At 49.4% G+C, this 20,786-nt stretch carries 13 protein-coding genes; 6 read left to right on the forward strand and 7 right to left on the reverse strand.

What is annotated here, in order from left to right; all coding sequences use genetic code 11:
- Positions 1-111: 111 nt before the first annotated feature.
- A complete protein-coding gene (locus TK45_RS03110; RefSeq protein WP_131257170.1) occupies positions 112-666 on the forward strand; it encodes a hypothetical protein in 555 nt (184 codons plus the stop codon).
- On the opposite strand, the gene TK45_RS03115 is transcribed toward TK45_RS03110, so the two are convergent.
- Complete coding sequence (locus tag TK45_RS03115) at positions 667-1,194, reverse strand: SRPBCC family protein (protein WP_131257171.1); 528 nt, start codon at positions 1,192-1,194, stop codon at positions 667-669.
- 111 nt (positions 1,195-1,305) lie between these two features.
- Between TK45_RS03115 and TK45_RS03120 the strand changes: the two genes are divergently transcribed.
- On the forward strand, positions 1,306-2,862 hold the full coding sequence (locus TK45_RS03120; protein WP_131257172.1) for an amidohydrolase family protein: 1,557 nt from the start codon (positions 1,306-1,308) through the stop codon (positions 2,860-2,862).
- 130 nt (positions 2,863-2,992) lie between these two features.
- Positions 2,993-4,258, forward strand: coding sequence for a diguanylate cyclase (locus TK45_RS03125; protein WP_131257173.1), 1,266 nt, complete (start codon positions 2,993-2,995; stop codon positions 4,256-4,258).
- Here the strand turns inward: TK45_RS03125 and TK45_RS03130 are convergent.
- Both TK45_RS03130 and TK45_RS03135 read right to left on the reverse strand, forming a co-directional pair.
- Complete coding sequence (locus tag TK45_RS03130; protein WP_131257174.1) at positions 4,250-5,236, reverse strand: ketopantoate reductase C-terminal domain-containing protein; 987 nt, start codon at positions 5,234-5,236, stop codon at positions 4,250-4,252. The genes TK45_RS03125 and TK45_RS03130 overlap by 9 nt on opposite strands.
- Positions 5,237-5,340: 104 nt before the next feature.
- Positions 5,341-9,927: an ExeM/NucH family extracellular endonuclease gene (locus TK45_RS03135; RefSeq protein WP_131257175.1), complete on the reverse strand. Its 4,587-nt coding sequence runs from the start codon at positions 9,925-9,927 to the stop codon at positions 5,341-5,343.
- 375 nt (positions 9,928-10,302) lie between these two features.
- On the opposite strand from TK45_RS03135, the gene TK45_RS03140 reads away from it, so the two are divergent.
- Together TK45_RS03140 and TK45_RS03145 are read left to right on the forward strand one after the other, a co-directional pair.
- Entirely contained in the window at positions 10,303-10,716 is a 414-nt protein-coding gene (locus tag TK45_RS03140; protein ID WP_131257403.1) for a hypothetical protein, read from the forward strand.
- Between the two features lie 103 nt (positions 10,717-10,819).
- Complete coding sequence (locus tag TK45_RS03145; RefSeq protein WP_131257176.1) at positions 10,820-12,685, forward strand: CocE/NonD family hydrolase; 1,866 nt, start codon at positions 10,820-10,822, stop codon at positions 12,683-12,685.
- A gap of 57 nt (positions 12,686-12,742) precedes the next feature.
- On the opposite strand, the gene TK45_RS03150 is transcribed toward TK45_RS03145, so the two are convergent.
- Genes TK45_RS03150 through smc form a run of 4 tightly spaced genes read right to left on the reverse strand, consistent with a single transcriptional unit; the run spans position 12,743 to position 19,903 of the window.
- Positions 12,743-13,234 (reverse strand): DUF2919 family protein, encoded by a 492-nt coding sequence (locus TK45_RS03150; protein WP_131257177.1) that lies wholly within the window; start codon positions 13,232-13,234, stop codon positions 12,743-12,745.
- A 1-nt stretch (position 13,235) separates the two neighbouring features.
- Positions 13,236-15,263: an NAD-dependent DNA ligase LigA gene (gene ligA / locus TK45_RS03155; RefSeq protein ID WP_131257178.1), complete on the reverse strand. Its 2,028-nt coding sequence runs from the start codon at positions 15,261-15,263 to the stop codon at positions 13,236-13,238.
- Between the two features lie 45 nt (positions 15,264-15,308).
- On the reverse strand, positions 15,309-16,436 hold the full coding sequence (gene zipA / locus TK45_RS03160) for a cell division protein ZipA (protein WP_131257179.1): 1,128 nt from the start codon (positions 16,434-16,436) through the stop codon (positions 15,309-15,311).
- A gap of 8 nt (positions 16,437-16,444) precedes the next feature.
- Entirely contained in the window at positions 16,445-19,903 is a 3,459-nt protein-coding gene (gene smc, locus TK45_RS03165; protein ID WP_131257180.1) for a chromosome segregation protein SMC, read from the reverse strand.
- Positions 19,904-20,041: 138 nt separating this feature from the next.
- On the opposite strand from smc, the gene cysZ reads away from it, so the two are divergent.
- Positions 20,042-20,773, forward strand: coding sequence for a sulfate transporter CysZ (gene cysZ, locus TK45_RS03170; RefSeq protein ID WP_131257181.1), 732 nt, complete (start codon positions 20,042-20,044; stop codon positions 20,771-20,773).
- Positions 20,774-20,786 lie beyond the last annotated feature (13 nt).

A 20,786-nucleotide genomic window follows, 5' to 3' on the forward strand; every position in this document is an offset into this window, starting at 1 on the left:
TCGCTCCTGATTCAATTACTTGTATGCTAGCGCGAGGGTCAGTAGAATTTCCAGTCAGGCGTCGGTTTCTTTCTAACCGGATTACTTTTTCTGAATACGGACATTATTAATTTGCCAACCCAGTTATTTGCCGCTGCAGCGGAATTAATTCTGATGATCAACTGTTTTGCCATTTGCCTGGAGTTGCTGGTCGTAAAGCGACTGGCTCCAAGAGTGGCGGCATTGGGTCTGCTTACCGTAGGCATCGCTGCCTGTTTGGGCGCATTACGCTACACAGGTAGTGATCTAGTGGCCTACCACATTTGGATGAGTGAGATTGCCAGTTACTTTGGAATCGTCGCGTATTTCACAGTATTAGCCGGTACCATCAAGCGGGATGATTTCCCATTATATTTGCTGCTGTTGGTATCTATGCTGGGCTATACCCTGCAAATCAGTTGGCTTAAAGATGTTGCCATCATAGCTGCATTTGTTATTCAAGGTCTCAGCCTGTATCGCAATAAGGTTCCTGCCTATCACTTTGCTACCGCCTTTATTGCCATTCTAGGCGCCGGTGCATTGGCGTTAACCGGCATGCAAAGTGCCGGATTATCTGAGAGTTTCTTTCATCTGTTACTGGCCGTGGCAATTCACCAGTATTTCCGCCAGTACTCACAGCGCCCTTAATTACTTTTCTACTTGTTGTTTGAGGCCACGCAAGCTGGCCTCAAAATCCGGCCCGATGATTGAGTCCATCACCAACCCCAGGTAATGATTAACCGGATTGTTACCAAGATCGCCATAATCCGCCCAGACCACCTGAGTGCGCCCCTCATGCTCAATTAACGTGATTTCTCCGGTTGAGACCATGTCAAAGCCTTCAAAACGCAACTGGTATAGCAATCGCTTGGGGGCATCAACCAGAATAATTTGCATTTCTCCATTGCCCTGACTCGCACTTTGCCAGCGTGACAACTGACCAGTTTGGCCGGGCTCGCCGCTATATTCCACCAGCATAGACGCGTCGCGCTGATACCACACCGACCAGCTATGCCACTGCCGAAGATCGGCAAGCTCAGCAAAAATCACCTCTGGCTTCGCAGCAATATCAATACTACGTTCAACCCGATACTGCGACGGCAACAAAAAGCCGATCCCGGCCAACACTAACAACACCAATACGCTGCCCAGCAGAATTTTTCTGATTATATGCATGGTATTTCTCTCCCTGTTTGGCCTAGCATAGAACGGTTATTAAACCGACAACAATACCTAGTTAATTGAAAATACTGTTTATTTTTCATTGATCAGGTCCAAGGAAAGACTATGCGCCAACTATTGATTGCCAGCCTGATGCTGTTGCTGGCACTGCCTGCCAGTGCTACCCCCGGAGCGTCCGCGCCAAACCGTCCTGCCGGAGAAGGTGATGGTCCCTTCCCGCGCCTTATTTTACGCGGTGCTAATTATGTCAGCGGTGAAGGTGCCCCCCTGCAGGGCCCTGTCGATATCGTTATCGAAGGCAATCGCATTGTTCATATCGTCAGCGTGGGAGCACCGGGTGCCCCTATCAATCCAAAGTATCGCCCCAAGGCAAAATCGGGAGATAAAGAACTGGACCTGAGCGGTCACACCATTTTGCCTGGTTTTATTGACATGCACGGGCACATTGGCGGCTCTGCCGATGATATTCCGGCGGAATATGTATTCAAGTTATGGCTGGCTCATGGCATTACCACGGTACGTGAACCGGGTAGTTTCAATGGCCTCGATTGGGTATTAGACCACGTCAATCGCAGCGCCCAAAATACCATCACGGCACCACGCATTATCCCCTATCTGGGATTTGGCATGGGGTCCGATGAACCAATTTCTACGGGGGAACAGGCGCGTAAGTGGGTCAAACAAGCTCGGCAAAAAGGCGCCAAAGGGATCAAGTTCTTCGGTGCCCGTCCGGAGATTATGGCTGCAGCGTTGGACGAAGCCAAAAAACAGGGGCTGGGCAGTGCTATGCACCATGCACAGCTGAATGTGATGCGCACCAATGTGGTTGATTCTGCGCAAATGGGCCTGACCACTATGGAGCACTGGTACGGATTACCGGAAGCCATGTTTGAGGATAAACGCATTCAGCATTATCCCCACGATTACAATTACAACAATGAACAACATCGCTTTGAAGAAGCGGGCCGCCTGTGGATGCAAAGCGCCGAGCCGGGTTCTGAAAAATGGAATGAAGTGCGCAACACACTTCTTGCTTTGGATTTCACACTGGACCCCACGCTAACCATCTATGAAGCCAACCGGGATCTGATGCGCGAACAGCGGGCCATTTGGCATGATGACTATACCCTGCCGACCTTATGGGAGTTTTTCCAGCCCAGCAAACAAGCGCATGGCAGCTATTGGTTTGACTGGACCACACAAAAGGAAATTGACTGGAAGAATAACTTTCGACGCTGGATGAACTTTATCAATGATTACAAGAATCATGGTGGGCGGGTCACCACCGGCTCAGATTCGGGCTATATCTATAAAATTTATGGCTTTGGATACATCCGCGAGTTAGAACTGCTGCAGGAAGCTGGCTTTCATCCACTGGAAGTCATTCAGTCCGCCACACTTAACGGCGCGCAAGCGCTGGGTATGGAGCAACAAATTGGTTCGTTAGCGGTCGGCAAGCTGGCGGATATGGTCATCGTTGAACAAAACCCGTTGGCGAACTTTAAGTTACTCTATGGAACCGGCCATTTTGTATTGGGTGATAATGGCCAACCTACCCGCATCGGTGGCGTCAAATACACCATCAAAGACGGCATAATTTACGATGCAAAATCATTACTGGCGGATGTACGTAACATAGTACAGCAGGCAAAAAAGCCTTAACTCCCTGAATTTTCGAATAAACGCCCAAACCTGGGCGTTTTTTTATACCTAAGCCCTACTATTCATGCGGAAATTATTGCGCATCTTAACTATACCTATGCGCAGAAGATAAAAATGACAGGATGCAGCGATGGATAACGCGCTTTCCAATAATATGTTTGAAACGATTTTTGACCGTTGCGCGGTCGGTATGACCCAGGTATCTACTGACGGTAACTTTGTCCGTGTCAACGCGGCCTTATGCGATTTCCTCGGTTATACAGAACAGGAATTTTTGCAACTAACGTTCCAGCAAATCACCCACCCGGACTATTTATCTGCCGACCTGGACAATGTACAACGCTTAATCGATGGTAAAGCCGATGATTACAGCATGGAAAAGCTGTACCGACATAAATCAGGCCACTATCTGTGGGGCAAACTCACCGTTTCCATTGTGCGCGACAGCGCAAAAAAACCACTATTTTTTATCTCTGTGGTTGAGAATATTCAGGATAAAAAGCGAGCGGAAGATTCATTACAGGTCTCTGAGCTGAAATTCAAAACTATCGTCGAACTGTTATCAGACAACCTGGTGGTATGGGTTACGGAGCCACACTTTTCACGGACACTGTATGTGAATTCTGGCTATGAAATTATCTGGGGGCGCAGCGCCAAAGAACTGTATGCTGATCCGGAAAGTTTTATGCAGCTTATTCACCCTGACGATCAGGCTGCATTTAAACATGCGCTGCTGGAGCATCAGCATAAAAATTGGCGTTTGAGTTACCGAATAGTCAGGGACGATGGCCATATCCGTTACATCGAAAGCAGTACCTTCGACTTATTCGACGCGCAGCAGGCGATTACCAGCCAAATCCACGTTGCGCGGGATTGCACCGACTACGTCAATTCTCAACGTGTGCTGGAAGAACAAAACAAACAATTAGAAAAAATTGCCAGTATCGATACACTCACGCAGGTCGCTAATCGGCACACCATCATTAATCAGATAAATCAGGAATTTGAACGTTGCTTACGCCATTCACTGGTATCCACGCTGGTATTTCTGGATCTAAATAACTTTAAACATATCAATGATCAATTTGGGCATTTAGTTGGCGATCAGGCCCTACGTCATTTCGCGCAGAGTATTCGCGAAGGAATTCGCTGCTCCGATATGGTCGGTCGCTTTGGCGGAGATGAATTTATTGTGCTTCTGCCTGAGACCAATTTAAACGACGCAAAAACGCTGTTAGGGCGAATGCAATTTAAGCCAATGAATCTCAAAGAGCCGCACCAAAATCTGCAGTTGTCGGCAAGTATAGGCTATGCCGAATTCTCTGCCGAGGTGCAAAGTGTCGAACATTGGCTGGAGCTGGCCGACTCAACTATGTATCAGGCAAAGTCAGCCTAACCAGTCAGTTTTGGACACCGCCTCGCCGGTTTGTAACTTTAATATGGCCTTATAAACCCGATCACAGACTGGTGCTGCCAGCCCCAGACTCTGCGCTTCACGCACAACTGCACCTTGCAGGAAGTCTATTTCCGTTTGCCGCCCCTGAAGAATATCCCACCACATGGACAATCTTGCCTCGGGATCAATTGTTAACATGGCGGCGGCCACGCGGCGAAACAACCAGTTAGGTAATCGCAAAATAGAGGGCAGTAAGGCGGGCGTGACTTTCGTCAGGCGCGGCAAGGCCAGTTGCTTCCCGCGGCAAACGGCGAGTAATTCATCCATCATGGATGCCACCACCTTGCGCATGGCCCGTTGTTGCAGGACATTCAACAATGGTTCATCTGCCAGCGCGTTCACCGCATTGGTCAGATTCAATTGAAGCTTGGCCCATTGCATAGCTGGCATATCGTCGGTCAGGGATAACGACCAAAAACGTTCAGGCCAATTGGGCAACAACTGTCCATATAAACCAGCATCTTCCAGGATCAACCCTCCTTCACTGGATTGACGCAAACCATCATCACCCGCCAGCACCACATTACATCCAATGAGCGCTGTGCTTTGCGGGTTGTGTGGCAACTGTTCAGCGACCATGGCCTGTGCGCCAATACCATTTTGACAGGTGAATACCGGACAGGTGTCTGAGATGACACCGGTTAGTTCATGTAAAACCGACGCCAGTGCCGTAGTTTTGCAGGTCAGCCACACATAATCTGCTTGTTTAAGGAGAGGATTATCCAGCTCAATTACCTCAGGAGCAGGACAACACAAGGAGTCTCCCTGCAAATTGATAAGAGTGAGCTGCTTACTATAGCGCGCCAGCACCGAGGGACGACCCACGACCAAGACTTTCGCATCAGGCAATGCCTGACGCAGTAATCCGGCCAGATACACGCCAATCAAACCAGCGCCATAAATCACATGTATTTGCATGCATACCTCATGTTTTGTCGATGATTATGCACCGATGCTCTGACCGATTCAGCGTTAATTTATAACAGACGCAAAAAAGGGGCTACACGCCCCTTTTTGATTGGTCACTTACGACCGGGATGAATAAATTCCCGAACGCTGTGATTTTTCTGCCAACCTTTTGGTGGGGTTGGCAAACAACCACGGTAAGTACATAACGTGTGGAATCTGCCGAGATCAGCCATGCTGATTTTGCCATCGCCGTTGAGGTCATAGGCCATATCCAGTTCATAGCCAAATCTCACCGCCAGCATATAGGCGAAGAAATCACGCATATCCACAATACGGTCACCATTGAAGTCACCAAATACCGGTGGTGGTGGCACGTCCAGCGTAATTAACAATGGATCATGATCCGACGCGCGGAAAGGATCGGCGCTGTACCAATCGACCAACTGCGCTTCAGACTTGTTTTCCATGTTGTAGTCCAGCTCTTTAGGCTCATCGGCGTTAATGTGCCAGTGTGTCGCATCTACCAGATACTCAGCCATATCGGCTTTCAACAATGCATGATCCATCGAACCACTTAATCCCTGATAAACGTAGGAATAGTCATGGTTGTCGGCAAATGCATTAACGAATCCGGCATCAACGATTGTCTGAACAGGTTGCTCCATGGCGTAACTGTTCAAATCACCGATAACCACAACATGCTCCAGCTGTGCAGCGACATTTGCCAACCAGATAACCAGTGCCTGAGATTGAGCCGAACGAGTCCCATTGAAACAGCCCTGACCGTCACCTTGATCCTTGTCGGCATCTGCTGAAGAGGAACTACAAATTCGGCTGCGATAATGGTTAATGGCCACCGCAACCTCAGCACCGTCTTCCAGACGGACAAAGTTTTGCAATACGGGCGGACGATTAAATACCGGATCCAGATTAACCAATGCATCACCTTTCGGTGCAACCACTGCGGCCTTATAGATAAACGCAGACTTAATGGAGTCAGTGCCCATTTGCTCACCGCTGTTAACGAATGCAAATACGCCATCACCAGCTTCTGCATTTAATGCGTTAACCAATTGCGCAATAGCACTTTGAGGACCGAATCCATCGTTTTCGATCTCGATAAGACCCGTAACATCTGCATTCATTGCCAGTATGGCAGCAACGGCTTTAGCCAATTGACGCTCGTATTCTTGCACTGAATCCGCACCGCGTTCGGTTGGGAAGCCCTCACCCAGACCATCACCATTGTATAGATTCAGAACATTCATACTGGCGATTGACAGGTTACCCTGCTCGATAACCGGCGCTGCATCACGTGGATTGGTTTGACTGAATACTGGCTCTTCTACTGGCAATAAACGGTAGGCATTGAAGGCATAGTCCACAATCGCGGCCAAAGGCTCTACCGAATCACCCAAACGTAAGGTGTTGTTAGCAGTCAGCCCTCCTGCCGGATAACGTAAGGTTTCCGGATATGATCCTGATACCACATCATCCAATAAAATACGGTCTAACTCATTACTTGCAGTCACAGCCTGTGCCTCTTCTGAGCCCGGTAAATACAATTGGGTCGGGTTCATCAGGCGCTGACTGGATAAGGTCACTTCACCGTATTTAGCCAGGTTGTAGTGATCAGTCACCAACAAGGATTGTGTGGTAGTGACCAGCATGCCTTCCAACGCTTCTGCATCGGTATCAGCGCTAAACGGCAGGCTCATTGATGTAGAAGAGACGGAATCACTGCCACAATCCAGCACTTCAGCAGCGTTGAGTTGGGTACGGTTGTAGAACTCATTAACCTGGCCTTTAACGCGCATTACTGCGCCTTCGGCAGGTAATCCTGTTGTGCTATTGGCATACACAAACAAACCTTCAGAGGTTTGTGCATCGGCATCCATATCCGCCAGTTGTTCCTGCACAAAATAGCCTTTCAGAGCAGGCGCAGCAAACGTCACAACTGCTTCAACCACCACTTCCTGACCGTCCAACGGCGACACCGCACCATTACCTTGTACTGCAGAAATTAATGTCGCGGCATCATAACATTGACCCAGCACTAAACCTTGCTCAGGCGCACCAATTCCGCTGCGATTACCCAGTGAACTGAAGTCATCCTTGCCCAGTGCAATCCATTCAATTGACGGATCAAAATCGTCGTCAGTATTGGTATCCCCTGAAGTTACCGATGCTTTACGTACCAGGGTATTGTCAACGGTTTTATAGTCACCGCTGCCCCAATAAGAACCGGGGTCAACACCCACCACACCGAAGCTGTCAATCACTTCGCCGTTTTTGGTCAAGGTGTAAGCATCGTCGCCGTTGTGGGTGATAGTGCCACTTATTTGATCGGCAACATCTAAAATAGCGTTAACCGAAGAACCATTCGCCACTACATACACATCTCCTGCACCGATAACCCCAGTGAGGCTAATTTTCGTGCCATTAGAGGTGCCGTTGGCAAAACGATAAATCGCATAATTACCGGCGGACAGGTCAACTGCCTCGATAGACGGGTTGTAAAGCTCCAACGCTTTATTATTGGACGACCCTTCAACATATTCAGAGATAAAGATCTCTCCGCTAGGCGGGGTATAGCTCAATAACGGTGCCGGTTTGGCTGCTGATGCGTTATTGGCCACATTATCCAGCGCATTTTTACCGCTGAAGGTCCAATCACTGATGGAGAACACGTCGCCTCCGGCAAACGTGCCAGCCTTACGATACGCCCACCCGTCCATGTATTCCCAGTCTGTACCCGTGCCGTCCACGTCAATTTGGCCAAACACATCAACCACTTCACCGTTACAGAACAACTCAACCGCATCATCACCATTAATGTTTGGTGCGGTACCGTTAGTTAAATCTGGTGAACGTCCGAAGAAAGTCTCGAAATTAGCTGTTTCCGTAGCAATGGTAATGAACTGGCCTTTGGTGACGGCCATCGCAGGGAAGGTGAATTCTTCGCCATCGGTACCGCCACCGTTACTAGCGGAGCCAACACCACAGACACTCAGATCATCCATATCCTGCGCCACATAAATCTCAATCGCTTTCGGGACACCGCCAGTTAACGTCGCGTCCACAATACCGGTTAAAATCAAAGGCGAAGAACCATTCTGACCTGTAGTTGTTGGGTCAAGATCGGTGCCAGTGTTACCACCTGTATCACCACCAGAACCACCAGTGCCACCTGTACCGCCACCGGTTCCGCCGGTGCCACCTCCGGTTAATTCACCACAGGTTGCGGTTGGATAAATTTTATTTACCCACTCAGGGTGGTCAATGAAGGGGTTACGGTTACCCTGGAAAGCATAAACCCACTCGTTACGTGAGCGTTCAATATCATCTACCGGATCTTCGGCGTTCCACTGCACCATGCGGCATAAACGACCAATTTCTGGCACACCAGAGCCTGTTAAAGAGTCCACCGCTTTTAAATCAGCCAGGCTGTTTACTGCCTCGCTTTCCCCTTCGTAACGAATGTCCATATACAGGATCATCCGCGCCACATCGCCTTTTACGCTGTCGCGCGGCTCGAACGAGTCACTATCGTAAAAGTTACCGTCAGCATTGTTGACCGGATTGCCACCTTCGTCGAAATCAAGATTATTGCGGGTCGAGTTAACGATTCGATCTGCCGGTCTTAAATGGTTGATATCGGTGTAGGCAAAGTTGGTTGAGCCATCATCCGGGAAACCATGGCTTTTAGCCCAAACGTGTTCACGGTTCCATACTCCGGCCAGGTTGGCGTGATCACCACTGCCATTGTCGAACTTAGGAATCGATGCACCTTTATATAAAATCAGCACATTGTCTGGATTGGTCGGGTCTTCATCGGTTTTAGTCAGCGCTGTCCAGACTTCCGAATAGCTGAGCTTAATATGACCATCGGTGATCGCGTCATTAATCGCGGCGCGTAATGCTGTAGCGCCAAAAGCATTGGTATCGGCTTCAATCGCGGCGGCATAGTACTGACTGTCCACAAAGGAAGCAGGATCTTTAATGGTGCTTAGCTCAGGACAGTTATAACAGGCATCACTGATAGTAACAGGGACGAACGTGCCAGATCCGGTATCGCCACCTGTGTCACCGCCATTATCGCCACCCGTTCCGCTGCCGGTGCCATCAGAAACAAATGTCCGAGCCGGAAAGATCATGGCAGAAGTATCATTCGTCGTTGCATTATCCAGCGCATCTACACCACTGAAAGACCAATCAGACAAAACGAACTCTGCTGCGTCACCATTAGAGTCAGCATCGCGATATGCCCAGCCATCCATGTACTCCCACGCCTGACCCGTGCCGTCGACATTGATATCACCAAACACATCAATCACGTTGCCGGCGCAGAATAATTCAATCGCATCGTCACCATTGATACTGGCGGCGCCACTAACATAATCCGGCGCAAAGCCCATATAGGCGGTGAAATCGGCGCTTTCATTTGCTACATACAGGTAGGTCCCCGCACTGACACTCACCGCGGGGAATGTAAATTCCTGCCCGTCGGTACCGCCACCGTTATTAGCGAAGCCAACACCACACTGACTTAAGTCGGCGACGTCATTGATTACCAATATTTCTACTGCTTTGGGATTACTGTTGAGTGGTCCGTCGATTACCCCGCTAATCGCGAGGTCGGCGGCATGTGTTGCAGGCGCAAGAAACAGTGCCAGCAGAGCCGGATACTTAATTTGCACGATGTGTTCTCCTACATAGCCCTGTAACAAGGCATGATTAGTTTTTTGGTTGTTTTAGGTATAAACCGGAAGAATCTAGCGATAATTCATGACAAGCCGATGACACGGAGACCCTAATTATTATTGGTTTACCGGGCGTTACGAAATGCTACTGATTTTTTGTTGCTTTTCTTCTTGCTTGCAATTATCACACAACCACATGAATTTCGGATATTTTTTAAGCTAAATAATCAAAAATGTTAAATTTATTGCGCAAACTGTCGATAACGGCAAAAAACCATTCTAAATATCTTACCTAGCGAGCCTGACCACCATATTTGTATTCAACTGCCAAGCTCGATTAAGATGCAACGATACACTGCGATGGAGCACAGCATGGACATGACCCAGGAAGAGCTGGATCAATTGATGATAGACAGCGCACAAAATGCGGTTGATACCACCAAACAAGAATTCAATGTCAAACTGGATAACAGCCCCGAAAGCATTGTTCAGGTTGATTCCGTGTTGCTAGCCTGGCTTGATCGTTATAAAGATCAGGTGTTGGAAGATCAGGCCGTATTTACCTTGTGCAACATCTACGGTGCCTATGTGGGCGAGGTGTTTCGCCAACATGTCGGTGGTCAATGGCGCTACGATGGCTCCAATCCGGATGCGCCTTACGTGGTGTTGGAATATGCAGGCCACAGTTATCCCTTTGCCGGTATTTGTTATCAGCGTCTGGTCAATGACAATCAAATTAGCGTGCGCAATTACTTTGAGCAGGCGATCGCCAATAACACCCAGTAACATTCCCGACCAACACCGCCAACCACAGGACAAGTAACCTTGTCCTGTCTGCCGTTTCTCTAACACAATCATTTCACCTCAATGCCAGATAAAGGATCGATTTATGGCTAAGCGTTTTTTGATGTTTATCGCGTGTTTATTTGTCAGCCCTATGACGATGGCCGCCGATCAGGTTGATGCCCGTGCCGAATATATTCGCCAGCATTACGCAAAATACGAATACGAAATTCCCATGCGTGACGGCAAAACCCTTTTCACCGCTGTATATGTTCCGTACGACCGCACAAAGCCTTACCCGATGCTGATGATGCGTACGCCCTATTCCGTCGGCCCATATGGTTCAAACCAATACAAAAAAACGCTGGCGCCAGATCAGGCCTTTGAGAAAGAAGGGTTTATCTTCGTCTTCCAGGATGTGCGAGGACGTTTTCGCTCACAAGGCGAATACGTCAATATGCGCCCTCAGGATGCCTATAAACGTGGAAAAGGCGCAGTCGACGATGCCACTGATACTTTTGATACCGTCGACTGGCTGGTGAAAAATGTACCGAATAACAATGGCAAAGTGGGTATGTATGGTGTCAGCTACCCGGGTTACTACACCTCTGTAGCCTCAATTAATGCGCACCCTGCGCTTAAAGCTATTTCGCCGCAAGCCCCCATTGCTGACTGGTTTTTTGATGACTTCCATCGCAATGGTGCATTCGCATTACCCATGGCCTTTGTGTTTTTTGATACTTTCGATAATTTCCCAAAAGACAAACACAGTATCTGGCCAAAAGGTCAGGACATGGCCACCCACGATGGCTATCAGTTTTTTCTGGACTTAGGTCCGTTGTCCAACGTGAACAAAGATTATTTCCATAATGAGCGACCATTCTGGAACGAACTGGCTGCGCACCCTAATTACGATGATTATTGGAAAGCACGTAACCTCCTGCCACATCTTGGCAACACCAAACCAGCAACACTGGTCGTAGGTGGCTGGTATGACACTGAGGATTTGTACGGTCCACTGCAAACCTATCAAACCATGTCTAAGGGCAATAAAAAGGACAATGTGCGCCTGATTATGGGTCCCTGGTTCCACGGTCAATGGAATCGTGGTGAAGGCAGCAACATGGGTGAAGCAGACAACGGCTTCAACACCAGTGAGTGGTTCCAGACCAATGTTCACCTGCCTTTCTTTGTTGAGCATCTGAAAGACGGCAAATCATCCAATCTGGCCAAAGCGACCATGTTTGATACAGGCGCCAAACGCTGGGAGTTTTTTGACAGCTGGCCACCCAAAGCGGCCAAACGTCAGACCCTTTATTTTGCTGCTAAGGAAACGCTGTCGGCAGATGCTCCTAAAGCAAAAGACAGTTACAGTGATTATGTCAGCGACCCCAACAAACCCGTGCCGCACTCCAAAGCCATTGGGCGCGGATGGGACCGCGAATATATGGCCGAAGATCAGCGCTTTGCTGCCCGTCGTCCGGATGTATTGCTGTTTGAAACTGAGCCGATGGAAGATGACCTGACGCTGGCTGGCGATATTCAGCTCAAATTACATTTCAGCACCTCCCAATCCGCCGCGGACATTATTGTCAAGCTGGTCGATGTGTTTCCGCCGAAAGATGAAAACAGCCACGATCTGGATAAAAAGGTCGGAAATCGTCATGAATTAGTGCGCTGGGGCGCCATTCGCGGTCGTTTCCGTGATTCAATGAGCGATCCTAAGCCGTTTACACCCGGCGAAGTGACCCCGGTTAACTTTGAATTGTATGATGTACTGCACACGATCAAACGCGGTCATAAACTGCAGATTCTGGTGCAAAGCAGTATGTTCCCATTCCTAGATCGTAACCCGCAAAACTATGTCACTAACATTTTTGAAGCGGCTGAAGCGGACTTTGTTAAAGCTGAACATCGTATCTATCACGATGCCGCACACCCAAGTAAAATTGAAATTAGCGTATTAAAATAAGCTGCAACAGACCTAAAAAAGCCCGCTCTACTAAGCGGGCTTTTTATTAGATTTTATTTAAATAGATTCTTCTGGGTCTGGTCGTTGCCAATCTGCCAGTGTAATACGCAGGGTTTTGCTGCGTTGCAGCCACATTATCAACACGGCGTCGAACAACACTAATCCCCCTAACAACAGATCAAAACTAAAATGCTGCAGATAAATCACCCGCAACTGGAAAGTGATATCCAGTAACAATAATCCCAACAGCACAGGTTTAATCATGACAAACAGCGCTTGCCAACCATGTTGCCAGAGTCGTGTGCGCTGCATGATCATAAGGCTCAACAACAAGGGCAAAAATCCGATGGCCAACGCTGTATAAAAGTCCTGATGGCGTGGATATAACAGACCAAGCAGTGCACTGCCATCGGGCCGCATCACCAACGCCAGCAACCACGCCAGCCAGCCACGCATCAATACCAGCAGTGCCAGCCACAACATGCGCGGTGGTAAAACCCGCCCCTGTCCATCGTATCGATGCAGCGGCAGTGCCAGACGGTGGTTCAAATCAAACCCCGTGCTGCGCGAACATCGCGACTAAGGCGTCCTCGTCCAGCACGCGGATCCCCAGCTCGGTCGCTTTGTTCAGCTTAGAGCCAGCGGCCTCACCTGCCACCACTGCATGAGTTTTGGCCGATACGCTACCGGCGACTTTGGCCCCCAAATTCTGCAGTCGGGTTTTGGCTTCACTGCGGCCCATGGTGGTCAACGTACCGGTTAACACCCAGGTTTGGCCGGCAAGCGGTTGTTCATCGGCAGACTTTTTTTCAATAACAGGCCAGTTCACGCCCGCCTCAATTAACGCCTGCACCACATCCAGGTTATGTGGCTCCCGGAAAAAGTGATAAATATGCTGGGCGACCACCTCACCGATATCATTCACCTCGGTCAGAGCCTCAAGGCTGGCCTGCTGAATAGTCTCAAGGGTCATAAAATGATTCGCCAGATTCTGGGCGGTTGCCTCCCCCACTTCACGAATGCCCAATGCATATAAAAAGCGCGGCAATGTCGTCGCTTTGGCTTTTCGAATCGCGGCTACCAGATTCAGTGCAGACTTCTCACCCATTCGCTCCAAACTGGCAATTTGACTGACCTCCAGTTTGAAAAAGTCCGCGGGGGTTTTAACCAACTCAGCATCAATCAGCTGCTCGATCACCTTATCACCCAGGCCATCTACATCCATGGCTTTACGGGAGGCAAAATGTTTCATGGCTTCTTTACGCTGGGCACCACAGAATAGTCCGCCGCTACAGCGCGCCACAGCTTCACTCTCCAGCTTTTCTACCGCAGAGTCACATACCGGGCAGGTTTGTGGAAAAACAATATCTGTGGCATCAGCAGGACGCTCAGCTTCAACCACTGCCACCACCTGCGGGATCACATCACCGGCGCGGCGAATAATCACGGTATCGCCAATTTTCAGGCCCAGTCGTTCTATTTCATCCTGATTATGCAAGGTTGCGTTAGACACGGTTACGCCGCCAACGAAAACAGGCTCTAATCGTGCGACCGGAGTAATCGCACCAGTGCGGCCGACCTGGAATTCCACATCCAACAGTTTGGTCATTTCTTCCTGGGCCGGGAATTTAAATGCAATGGCCCAGCGCGGTGCACGTGCGACAAACCCTAACCGTTGTTGCAACGCGATATTATCGACCTTAATCACCACCCCATCGATTTCGTAAGACAGCGCGTTACGTACCCGCATAATATGCTGGTAATAATCCAGACAGGCCTGTGCGCCACGTACCGCTTTACTCTCAGCGCACAGCGGTAACCCCCAGTGTTTCAGTTGGGCCAAACGCCCTGAATGACAATCTGCTAAAGGCACCTGTTCGCCTTCTACTAACCCAAGCGAATAGGCGTAAAACATCAGTGGACGACTGGCGGTAATCGCCGAGTCTAATTGGCGTAAGCTACCCGCAGCGGCATTACGAGGATTCGCAAAGGTCTTTTTACCCTGTTCCAGCTGCACTTCATTCAGTTTGTCGAAGCCCGCTTTGGGCATAAACACTTCACCACGCACTTCAAGACGGGCAGGAATATCCTCGCCACGCAGTCGCAGCGGCACGTTTTTAATGGTACGCACATTGGCGGTAATATTTTCACCAGTACGGCCATCACCGCGCGTGGCAGCACGCACCAGAACGCCATCTTCATATAAAATACTGACAGCCAGGCCATCTAATTTAGGCTCACAGTTAAACGCCAGTTCATCGTCGCTACGCAACCATTCAGCAATACGTTTGTTAAACCCATGAAATTCTTCGGCATCAAACGCATTATCCAGCGATAGCATAGGCACTTCGTGTTCTACCTGGGCGAAACTGGCAAGCGCTGCGCCCCCCACTTTCTGGGTTGGCGAATCGGCGCTAATCAACTCGGGATGCTCTGCTTCCAGCTGCTTGAGTTCCTGCATCAGCCTGTCATAGGCCGCATCGGGGATTAGCGGTTGGTCATCCACATAGTAATGGAAATTATGCTGATTGATTTGCTCACGTAACTGGTCAATACGTTGCTGGGGAGAAGTGCTCATGCAATGTACCTGAAAAATAACGCCCGCATGGCGGGCGTTGATGATTTAGCGGGTTAACATGCGACGTCGTTCTGACTCGCGTATTTTCTCAATATATTGCTGCAGACCCTGTTTGGTCAGCACGCTGCGCCGACCATCGAGAATTTGCGCATCAAATTCTTCGGCTATCTTGCGCGCCGCGTTGTGCATCATATTAAACACCTGATGCGGATCGCCTTCGATGGGCAGAATCATAAACAACGACACACCCTGCGTGTTGAAGTTTTCCATATTATCCACATCGAAAATGCCGGGTTTAAACATATTCGCCAGGCTAAACAATACCGGGCCTTTGCCATTGCTGTTCACATGACGATGAAAAATATCCTGCGCACCAAATTTAAAACCCAGGGTCAGCAGCACCGGCAATAACGCTGCGCCGGACATCACTTTGCCGTCTGGCATTTTGACATTCAGTACCAACACCTGTTGTTCTTCTGCCGGCACATCCTGTTTGGCGCTACGTGGCTTCTGTTCGTTTTGGGGAGCAACCTGCGGCTCATCATCAAAATCGATACGCAGCTGGTCTTCTGCCACGCGCGGCTCTTTGCGCTTAGTCGCTTTGGGGCTGGCCTTATCGCCACGCACCAGCTTGCGTGCTTTATCCGCCAGAGACTCTTTTTCCAGTGCGACAGTTTTCTCTTCTGTCGGCGTAGCGACTGGGGCTACATTTTCGGTTGTTGGTGCAGCCTTTACCCGCGCGTCGGTTGGCTGTTTTAGTAAGGAACTAGGCGGTTCCGGAATATCATCATCCGCCATCCATTGAGGACGATTAGCCGTTACCGCCTGAGCCTGCTGTTCTGGCTGACCCTGAGGTTCCGGCTGACTGAGTGCTGCCTCATCGACGTGCTGTTCTACCGGGATGTCATCCTCAAGTGTCTCAACCGTCTCGTCTTGCTCAAAAGTCGGCTCAGTACGGGAAATTACCCGCACAGGCCCCACACCCAAATCATCAAAGTCTTCTTGCTGATGGGCGTCAGCACTGCGTTGATTAGACTCGCGTACAGCGCTAATCGCCACCTCGCGTTGATTTTTACGGCGCGCATTTTTACGGCTCGTCCACAGGCCATGCGCAGTGACACCGATAATGGCGAAAAAGCCTATGATTAGAAGAGGTAAACGTAAATCATCCATCGTTTTTATTATGCTTCAGCTAGCGCGACGGCCTGTTCGACATCCACTGCCACCATGCGTGAAACCCCTGGCTCTGCCATGGTTACGCCGGTCAGATGGGTCGCCATCTCCATTGCGATCTTGTTATGTGTAATATAAATAAACTGCACGCTGTCGGACATTTCCGATACTAATTTGCAAAACCTTACCACGTTTGCATCATCCAGCGGTGCATCCACCTCATCCAGCAAACAAAATGGCGCCGGATTGAGTCTGAAAATTGCGAACACCAATGATAAAGCGGTCAGGGCTTTTTCTCCACCGGAAAGAAGGTGAATCGTACTATTTTTCTTGCCAGGTGGTTGCGCCATGATAGTGACTCCCGTCTCGAGCAGGTCATCGTCCGTCAACGCCAGATAGGCGGCGCCGCCACCAAATACTTTGGGGAACAGGTGCTGCAGATCCTGATTGACGCTATCAAAGGTTTCTTTAAAGCGCGCCCGGGTTTCACGATCAATCTTACGAATGGCCGTTTGCAGGGTATCCAGCGCACTGGTCAGATCGTCAAATTGCTCATCCAGGTGAGCCTTGCGTTGTGCCTGCAACTCATATTCCTCAACTGCGGTCAGGTTTACTGCCCCCAAACGCGCTAGCTGCATGCCAACCTGATCCAATTGCTTCTGCCATTGGTTTTCTTCGGCATCATCACTGAGGTTATCTAATACAAACTTCAGATTTTGGCGCATTTCATCCAGTTGTTCGATAAGGGCATTGGCGCGCACTCGCTGCCCCTCAATCTCAAGGCGGATGCTAGCCTGCTCAGCCTTAATCTTGGCCGCTTTGGCAGCAACCTGTTGCTGACCCTTATAACAATCCGCCAGCCAGAGTTCGATATCCTCCAGCTGCTGCTGACAGATATTTTTCTGTTGCTCAATGTCTACGCGCTCAGTTAGCCATAGCTGCAATTGCTCCTGATTGTCTTCCAGCGGCAGTTGCAAAGATTCACGCTCCTCAACCAACATCGCTTCGCGCTCATCCAGTGCGGTGAGCATATCCGCCATACGAGTTAGTTGCTGCTCGCATTGCTGATACTGTGATTGTTGCTGCTGACGGGATAATGCCAACCGATGACTATCGTTACGCAGTTGTTCAACACGCTGGCGCTGCTGATTAATCGCCAGATCAATCTGCTGTTGAGAGTCCTGCATTTGACTCACCTGTGAGTCTGCCTGTGCGAGTTGCTCAGCGCTGTCTTCGCTTTGTGCCTTTGCAAGCAATAATTCTTCACGTTCAGTTTCGATGTGAAGCTGAAGATCTTGTATTTGTTGCTGCAGGGCCTGTTGCTGATTGTCCCGCTGCAACTGAGCCTGCTCTGCTTGCAAAAACTGTTGCTTACTTTCCAATACCCGGTGACGCAACACTTCACGGGCTTCGTCCAATTGCTGAGCGCCTTTAATCAGTTCCTCACAGGCAGCGTCTAACGCTTGTACCCGCTCATCCAACTCAGACTTCCTGGCGTTTTGCTGAGCTATTTCGCGTTGAACCTGCTCGATTAGCGTAGCGCGCACCAACACGGTTTGTTCTGACGCCACTTCACAACGTATTGCCCAATCTGTTCCGCGCCAATAGCCGTCAGGCGTAATCACACTTTGGCCCGGCAGCAAGGAAATCTGCTTCGCGCTTACTTCATCTTCAGCACACAACACCATATTCAACCAGTGCGGGCAGCTATCACTGCTGACCCTTTCAGCCAATGAACCTGACGCTTTGTGTTGTACAAAATTTTCGCTAAACAATGCTATGGCGCCGGAAACGTCGGCAAATTCGGCTTGCTGGTTGAAAACCGGCGCCTGTAACCACTTACCCAGCACGGTCTCTACCGCGAGTTGCCAGGTAGGCTCGACAGACAAATATTGCCAAAGTGGTTGCCAACTCTGCGTGTTGTCGCTCAGATACGCTTGATAGGCAACATTATCCGCCTCCAGCTGCTGCAGGGCCAGTAGCGAGGCTAATTGTGCCTCCATTACTGCAAGCTGTTTGTCTGTGTCTTTGAGCACATCGCGGCATTGCAACAGTTGTGTTTGCTCTGTTTTCTTTTGTTCCAGCGTATTCTGTAACTGCATCGACGTGTCAGCAAGCTCCTGCTCTGCTTCCCTGAGCTGTTCTGCCAGCCGATTGACCTCGTCCTGATTGGTTTCAGGCAATTGTTGTAGCTGGCTTTGCATGCTGTGTAACGTCGTTTCTGAGCGCTGCAACATCAATTGCAGGCTGTCTACCTTTGACGACACCTGATGATGCTGCTGTTGCAGTGCGCGCTGCTGCTTGAGGTGTTCGTTCCAAACGTGGCGTTGTTCACGTAACTTTTGTTCTTCAGCTTCCAGCAAGGATTGCTGTTCCTGCAGGCTTTCCTGCAACAACATAAATTCGGGCTCAAGTTCTTCGATCTGTAGCTGAAGTTCCGAACGTTGAACTTCATTCTGCTCCCGCTGCAAAGCCAGTTCGGCTTGTTGTTGCAGAATTTGCTGCAGTTCGGCACCAATTTGTCCAATCCGCGCTTTGTTATGGTGCTGATTTTGCTCGACCCGCGTGATATCCGTGCCAAGTTTAAAATACCGCTGTTGTAGCTGTTCACTTTGGGTACGCAAGTCATCTCGCTGTTGCTGTTTAATCAGCAAACCACTCTCGTCTCCCCGCTGCTGTTGCATGAGTGCCTGTAAATCTACTTCCAGTTCATCAACATGTTTCTGCAGTGAATCCGCCTGCTGAGAATGTTTTAACCAGCGCAGCGCCGCCAATTCAGCTTTCAATTGCCGCTCTTGGGCTTTAAGCGTCTTGTACTTTTGCGCTGCAGATGCCTGTCGTTGCAGCTTTTCTAATTGCTGGGCTAACTCGCCGCGCACATCTTGCAGACGCTCAAGGTTTTCCTGGGTGTGGCGGATACGGTTTTCGGTCTCTCGCCGACGTTCTTTATAGCGGGAAATACCAGCAGCTTCTTCGATGAAAATTCGCAGGTCCTGAGGTTTGGACTCTATCAAACGGGAAATCATGCCCTGTTCAATAATCGCATAACTACGCGGCCCAAGCCCGGTACCTAAAAACAGGTCGGTCACATCACGGCGGCGGCACTTACTGCCATTGAGAAAATAGGTCGAGGTCGCGTCTCGGGTCACCAATCGCTTGATGGATAGCTCATTGTATTTAGCGTATTCACCTTGTAAGCGTTCACTGACATTTTCAAACACCAACTCAACAGAACACTGACCTACTGGCTTGCGCGCGCTGGAACCATTGAAAATCACATCTGTCATGGCATCGCCACGCAGATTTTTTGCCGAACTCTCGCCTAACACCCAGCGAACGGCGTCGATCACATTCGATTTTCCACAGCCATTCGGACCGACAATCGCAGTCATGGCATCGGGAAATGGAATGTTGGTGGGATCGACGAAGGATTTAAACCCTGCGAGCCTGATTTTCTTTAAGCGCATTTGTTTTTATCGGTGTTGGCATCCGGGCCGGCATCAGGAATGTAACAGATGTTTGGAATTGTAACAATTTGGGTTTTATTCACTGAAATAGCGTTGATAGACTTATACGGTAACTCATTTATTTTGCAGGAAGTTTTGATGCAGCAAGTCACCAGTGGCGCAGGCTATTTTATGCGGGGTTTTGATTTAATTCAGACCAAAGGACTGAAACGTTTTGTGTTTATTCCCTTACTCGTGAACCTGCTACTGTTTAGCGCTGCCTTTTACTATTTGTATAGCCAACTTAACCAGGTATTTGCCTGGATCGATGGCTATCTGCCTGACTGGCTTAGCTGGATAGACTGGATTTTGTGGCCGCTGGCAATTCTCACCATTTTGGTGGTGTTTTCTTTTCTTTTTACCTCTGTCACCAACTGGCTGGCCGCGCCATTTAACGGTGTACTGGCAGAAAAGGTTGAGCAGCATCTAACCGGACAATCTCTGACCGGCGGCGGTGTAAACGACATCATAAAAGATATACCGCGTACCCTGAGCAGAGAGTGGGTGAAACTGGTTTATTACATTCCCCGTGCAATTGGCTTCTTTTTACTGTTTTTAATCTTGCCAGTGATTGGCCAGTTAATCTGGTTCGCCTTTACCGCCTGGACCATGGCGATTCAATATATAGATTATCCCTTTGATAATCATAAAGTCCCGTTCCAGCGCATGCGTACCTTACTATCTGGCGATAAAGGGGCCGCCTTTTCGTTCGGCACAGCAGTTACATTGTTTTCTATGATCCCTATCGTCAACTTTATCGTGATGCCGGTGGCGATTTGCGGTGCAACTGCCATGTGGGTAGATCGTTATCGTCACAATGAATCAGCCTAGCGTTTAAGCTGAT

The sequence above is a fragment of the Bowmanella sp. JS7-9 genome (genome assembly GCF_004329715.1).
In the GTDB taxonomy this organism is placed as follows: domain Bacteria; phylum Pseudomonadota; class Gammaproteobacteria; order Enterobacterales; family Alteromonadaceae; genus Pseudobowmanella; species Pseudobowmanella zhangzhouensis.

Excerpts from the sequence above, each read along its gene's own strand:
- TK45_RS03115 (WP_131257171.1), bottom strand. The coding sequence starts at position 1,194 with ATGCATATAATCAGAAAAATTCTGCTGGGCAGCGTATTGGTGTTGTTA.
- TK45_RS03120 (WP_131257172.1), top strand. The coding sequence starts at position 1,306 with ATGCGCCAACTATTGATTGCCAGCCTGATGCTGTTGCTGGCACTGCCT.
- TK45_RS03125 (WP_131257173.1), top strand. The coding sequence starts at position 2,993 with ATGGATAACGCGCTTTCCAATAATATGTTTGAAACGATTTTTGACCGT.
- TK45_RS03130 (WP_131257174.1), bottom strand. The coding sequence starts at position 5,236 with ATGCAAATACATGTGATTTATGGCGCTGGTTTGATTGGCGTGTATCTG.
- TK45_RS03140 (WP_131257403.1), top strand. The coding sequence starts at position 10,303 with ATGGACATGACCCAGGAAGAGCTGGATCAATTGATGATAGACAGCGCA.
- TK45_RS03145 (WP_131257176.1), top strand. The coding sequence starts at position 10,820 with ATGGCTAAGCGTTTTTTGATGTTTATCGCGTGTTTATTTGTCAGCCCT.
- ligA (WP_131257178.1), bottom strand. The coding sequence starts at position 15,263 with ATGAGCACTTCTCCCCAGCAACGTATTGACCAGTTACGTGAGCAAATC.
- zipA (WP_131257179.1), bottom strand. The coding sequence starts at position 16,436 with ATGGATGATTTACGTTTACCTCTTCTAATCATAGGCTTTTTCGCCATT.
- smc (WP_131257180.1), bottom strand. The coding sequence starts at position 19,903 with ATGCGCTTAAAGAAAATCAGGCTCGCAGGGTTTAAATCCTTCGTCGAT.
- cysZ (WP_131257181.1), top strand. The coding sequence starts at position 20,042 with ATGCAGCAAGTCACCAGTGGCGCAGGCTATTTTATGCGGGGTTTTGAT.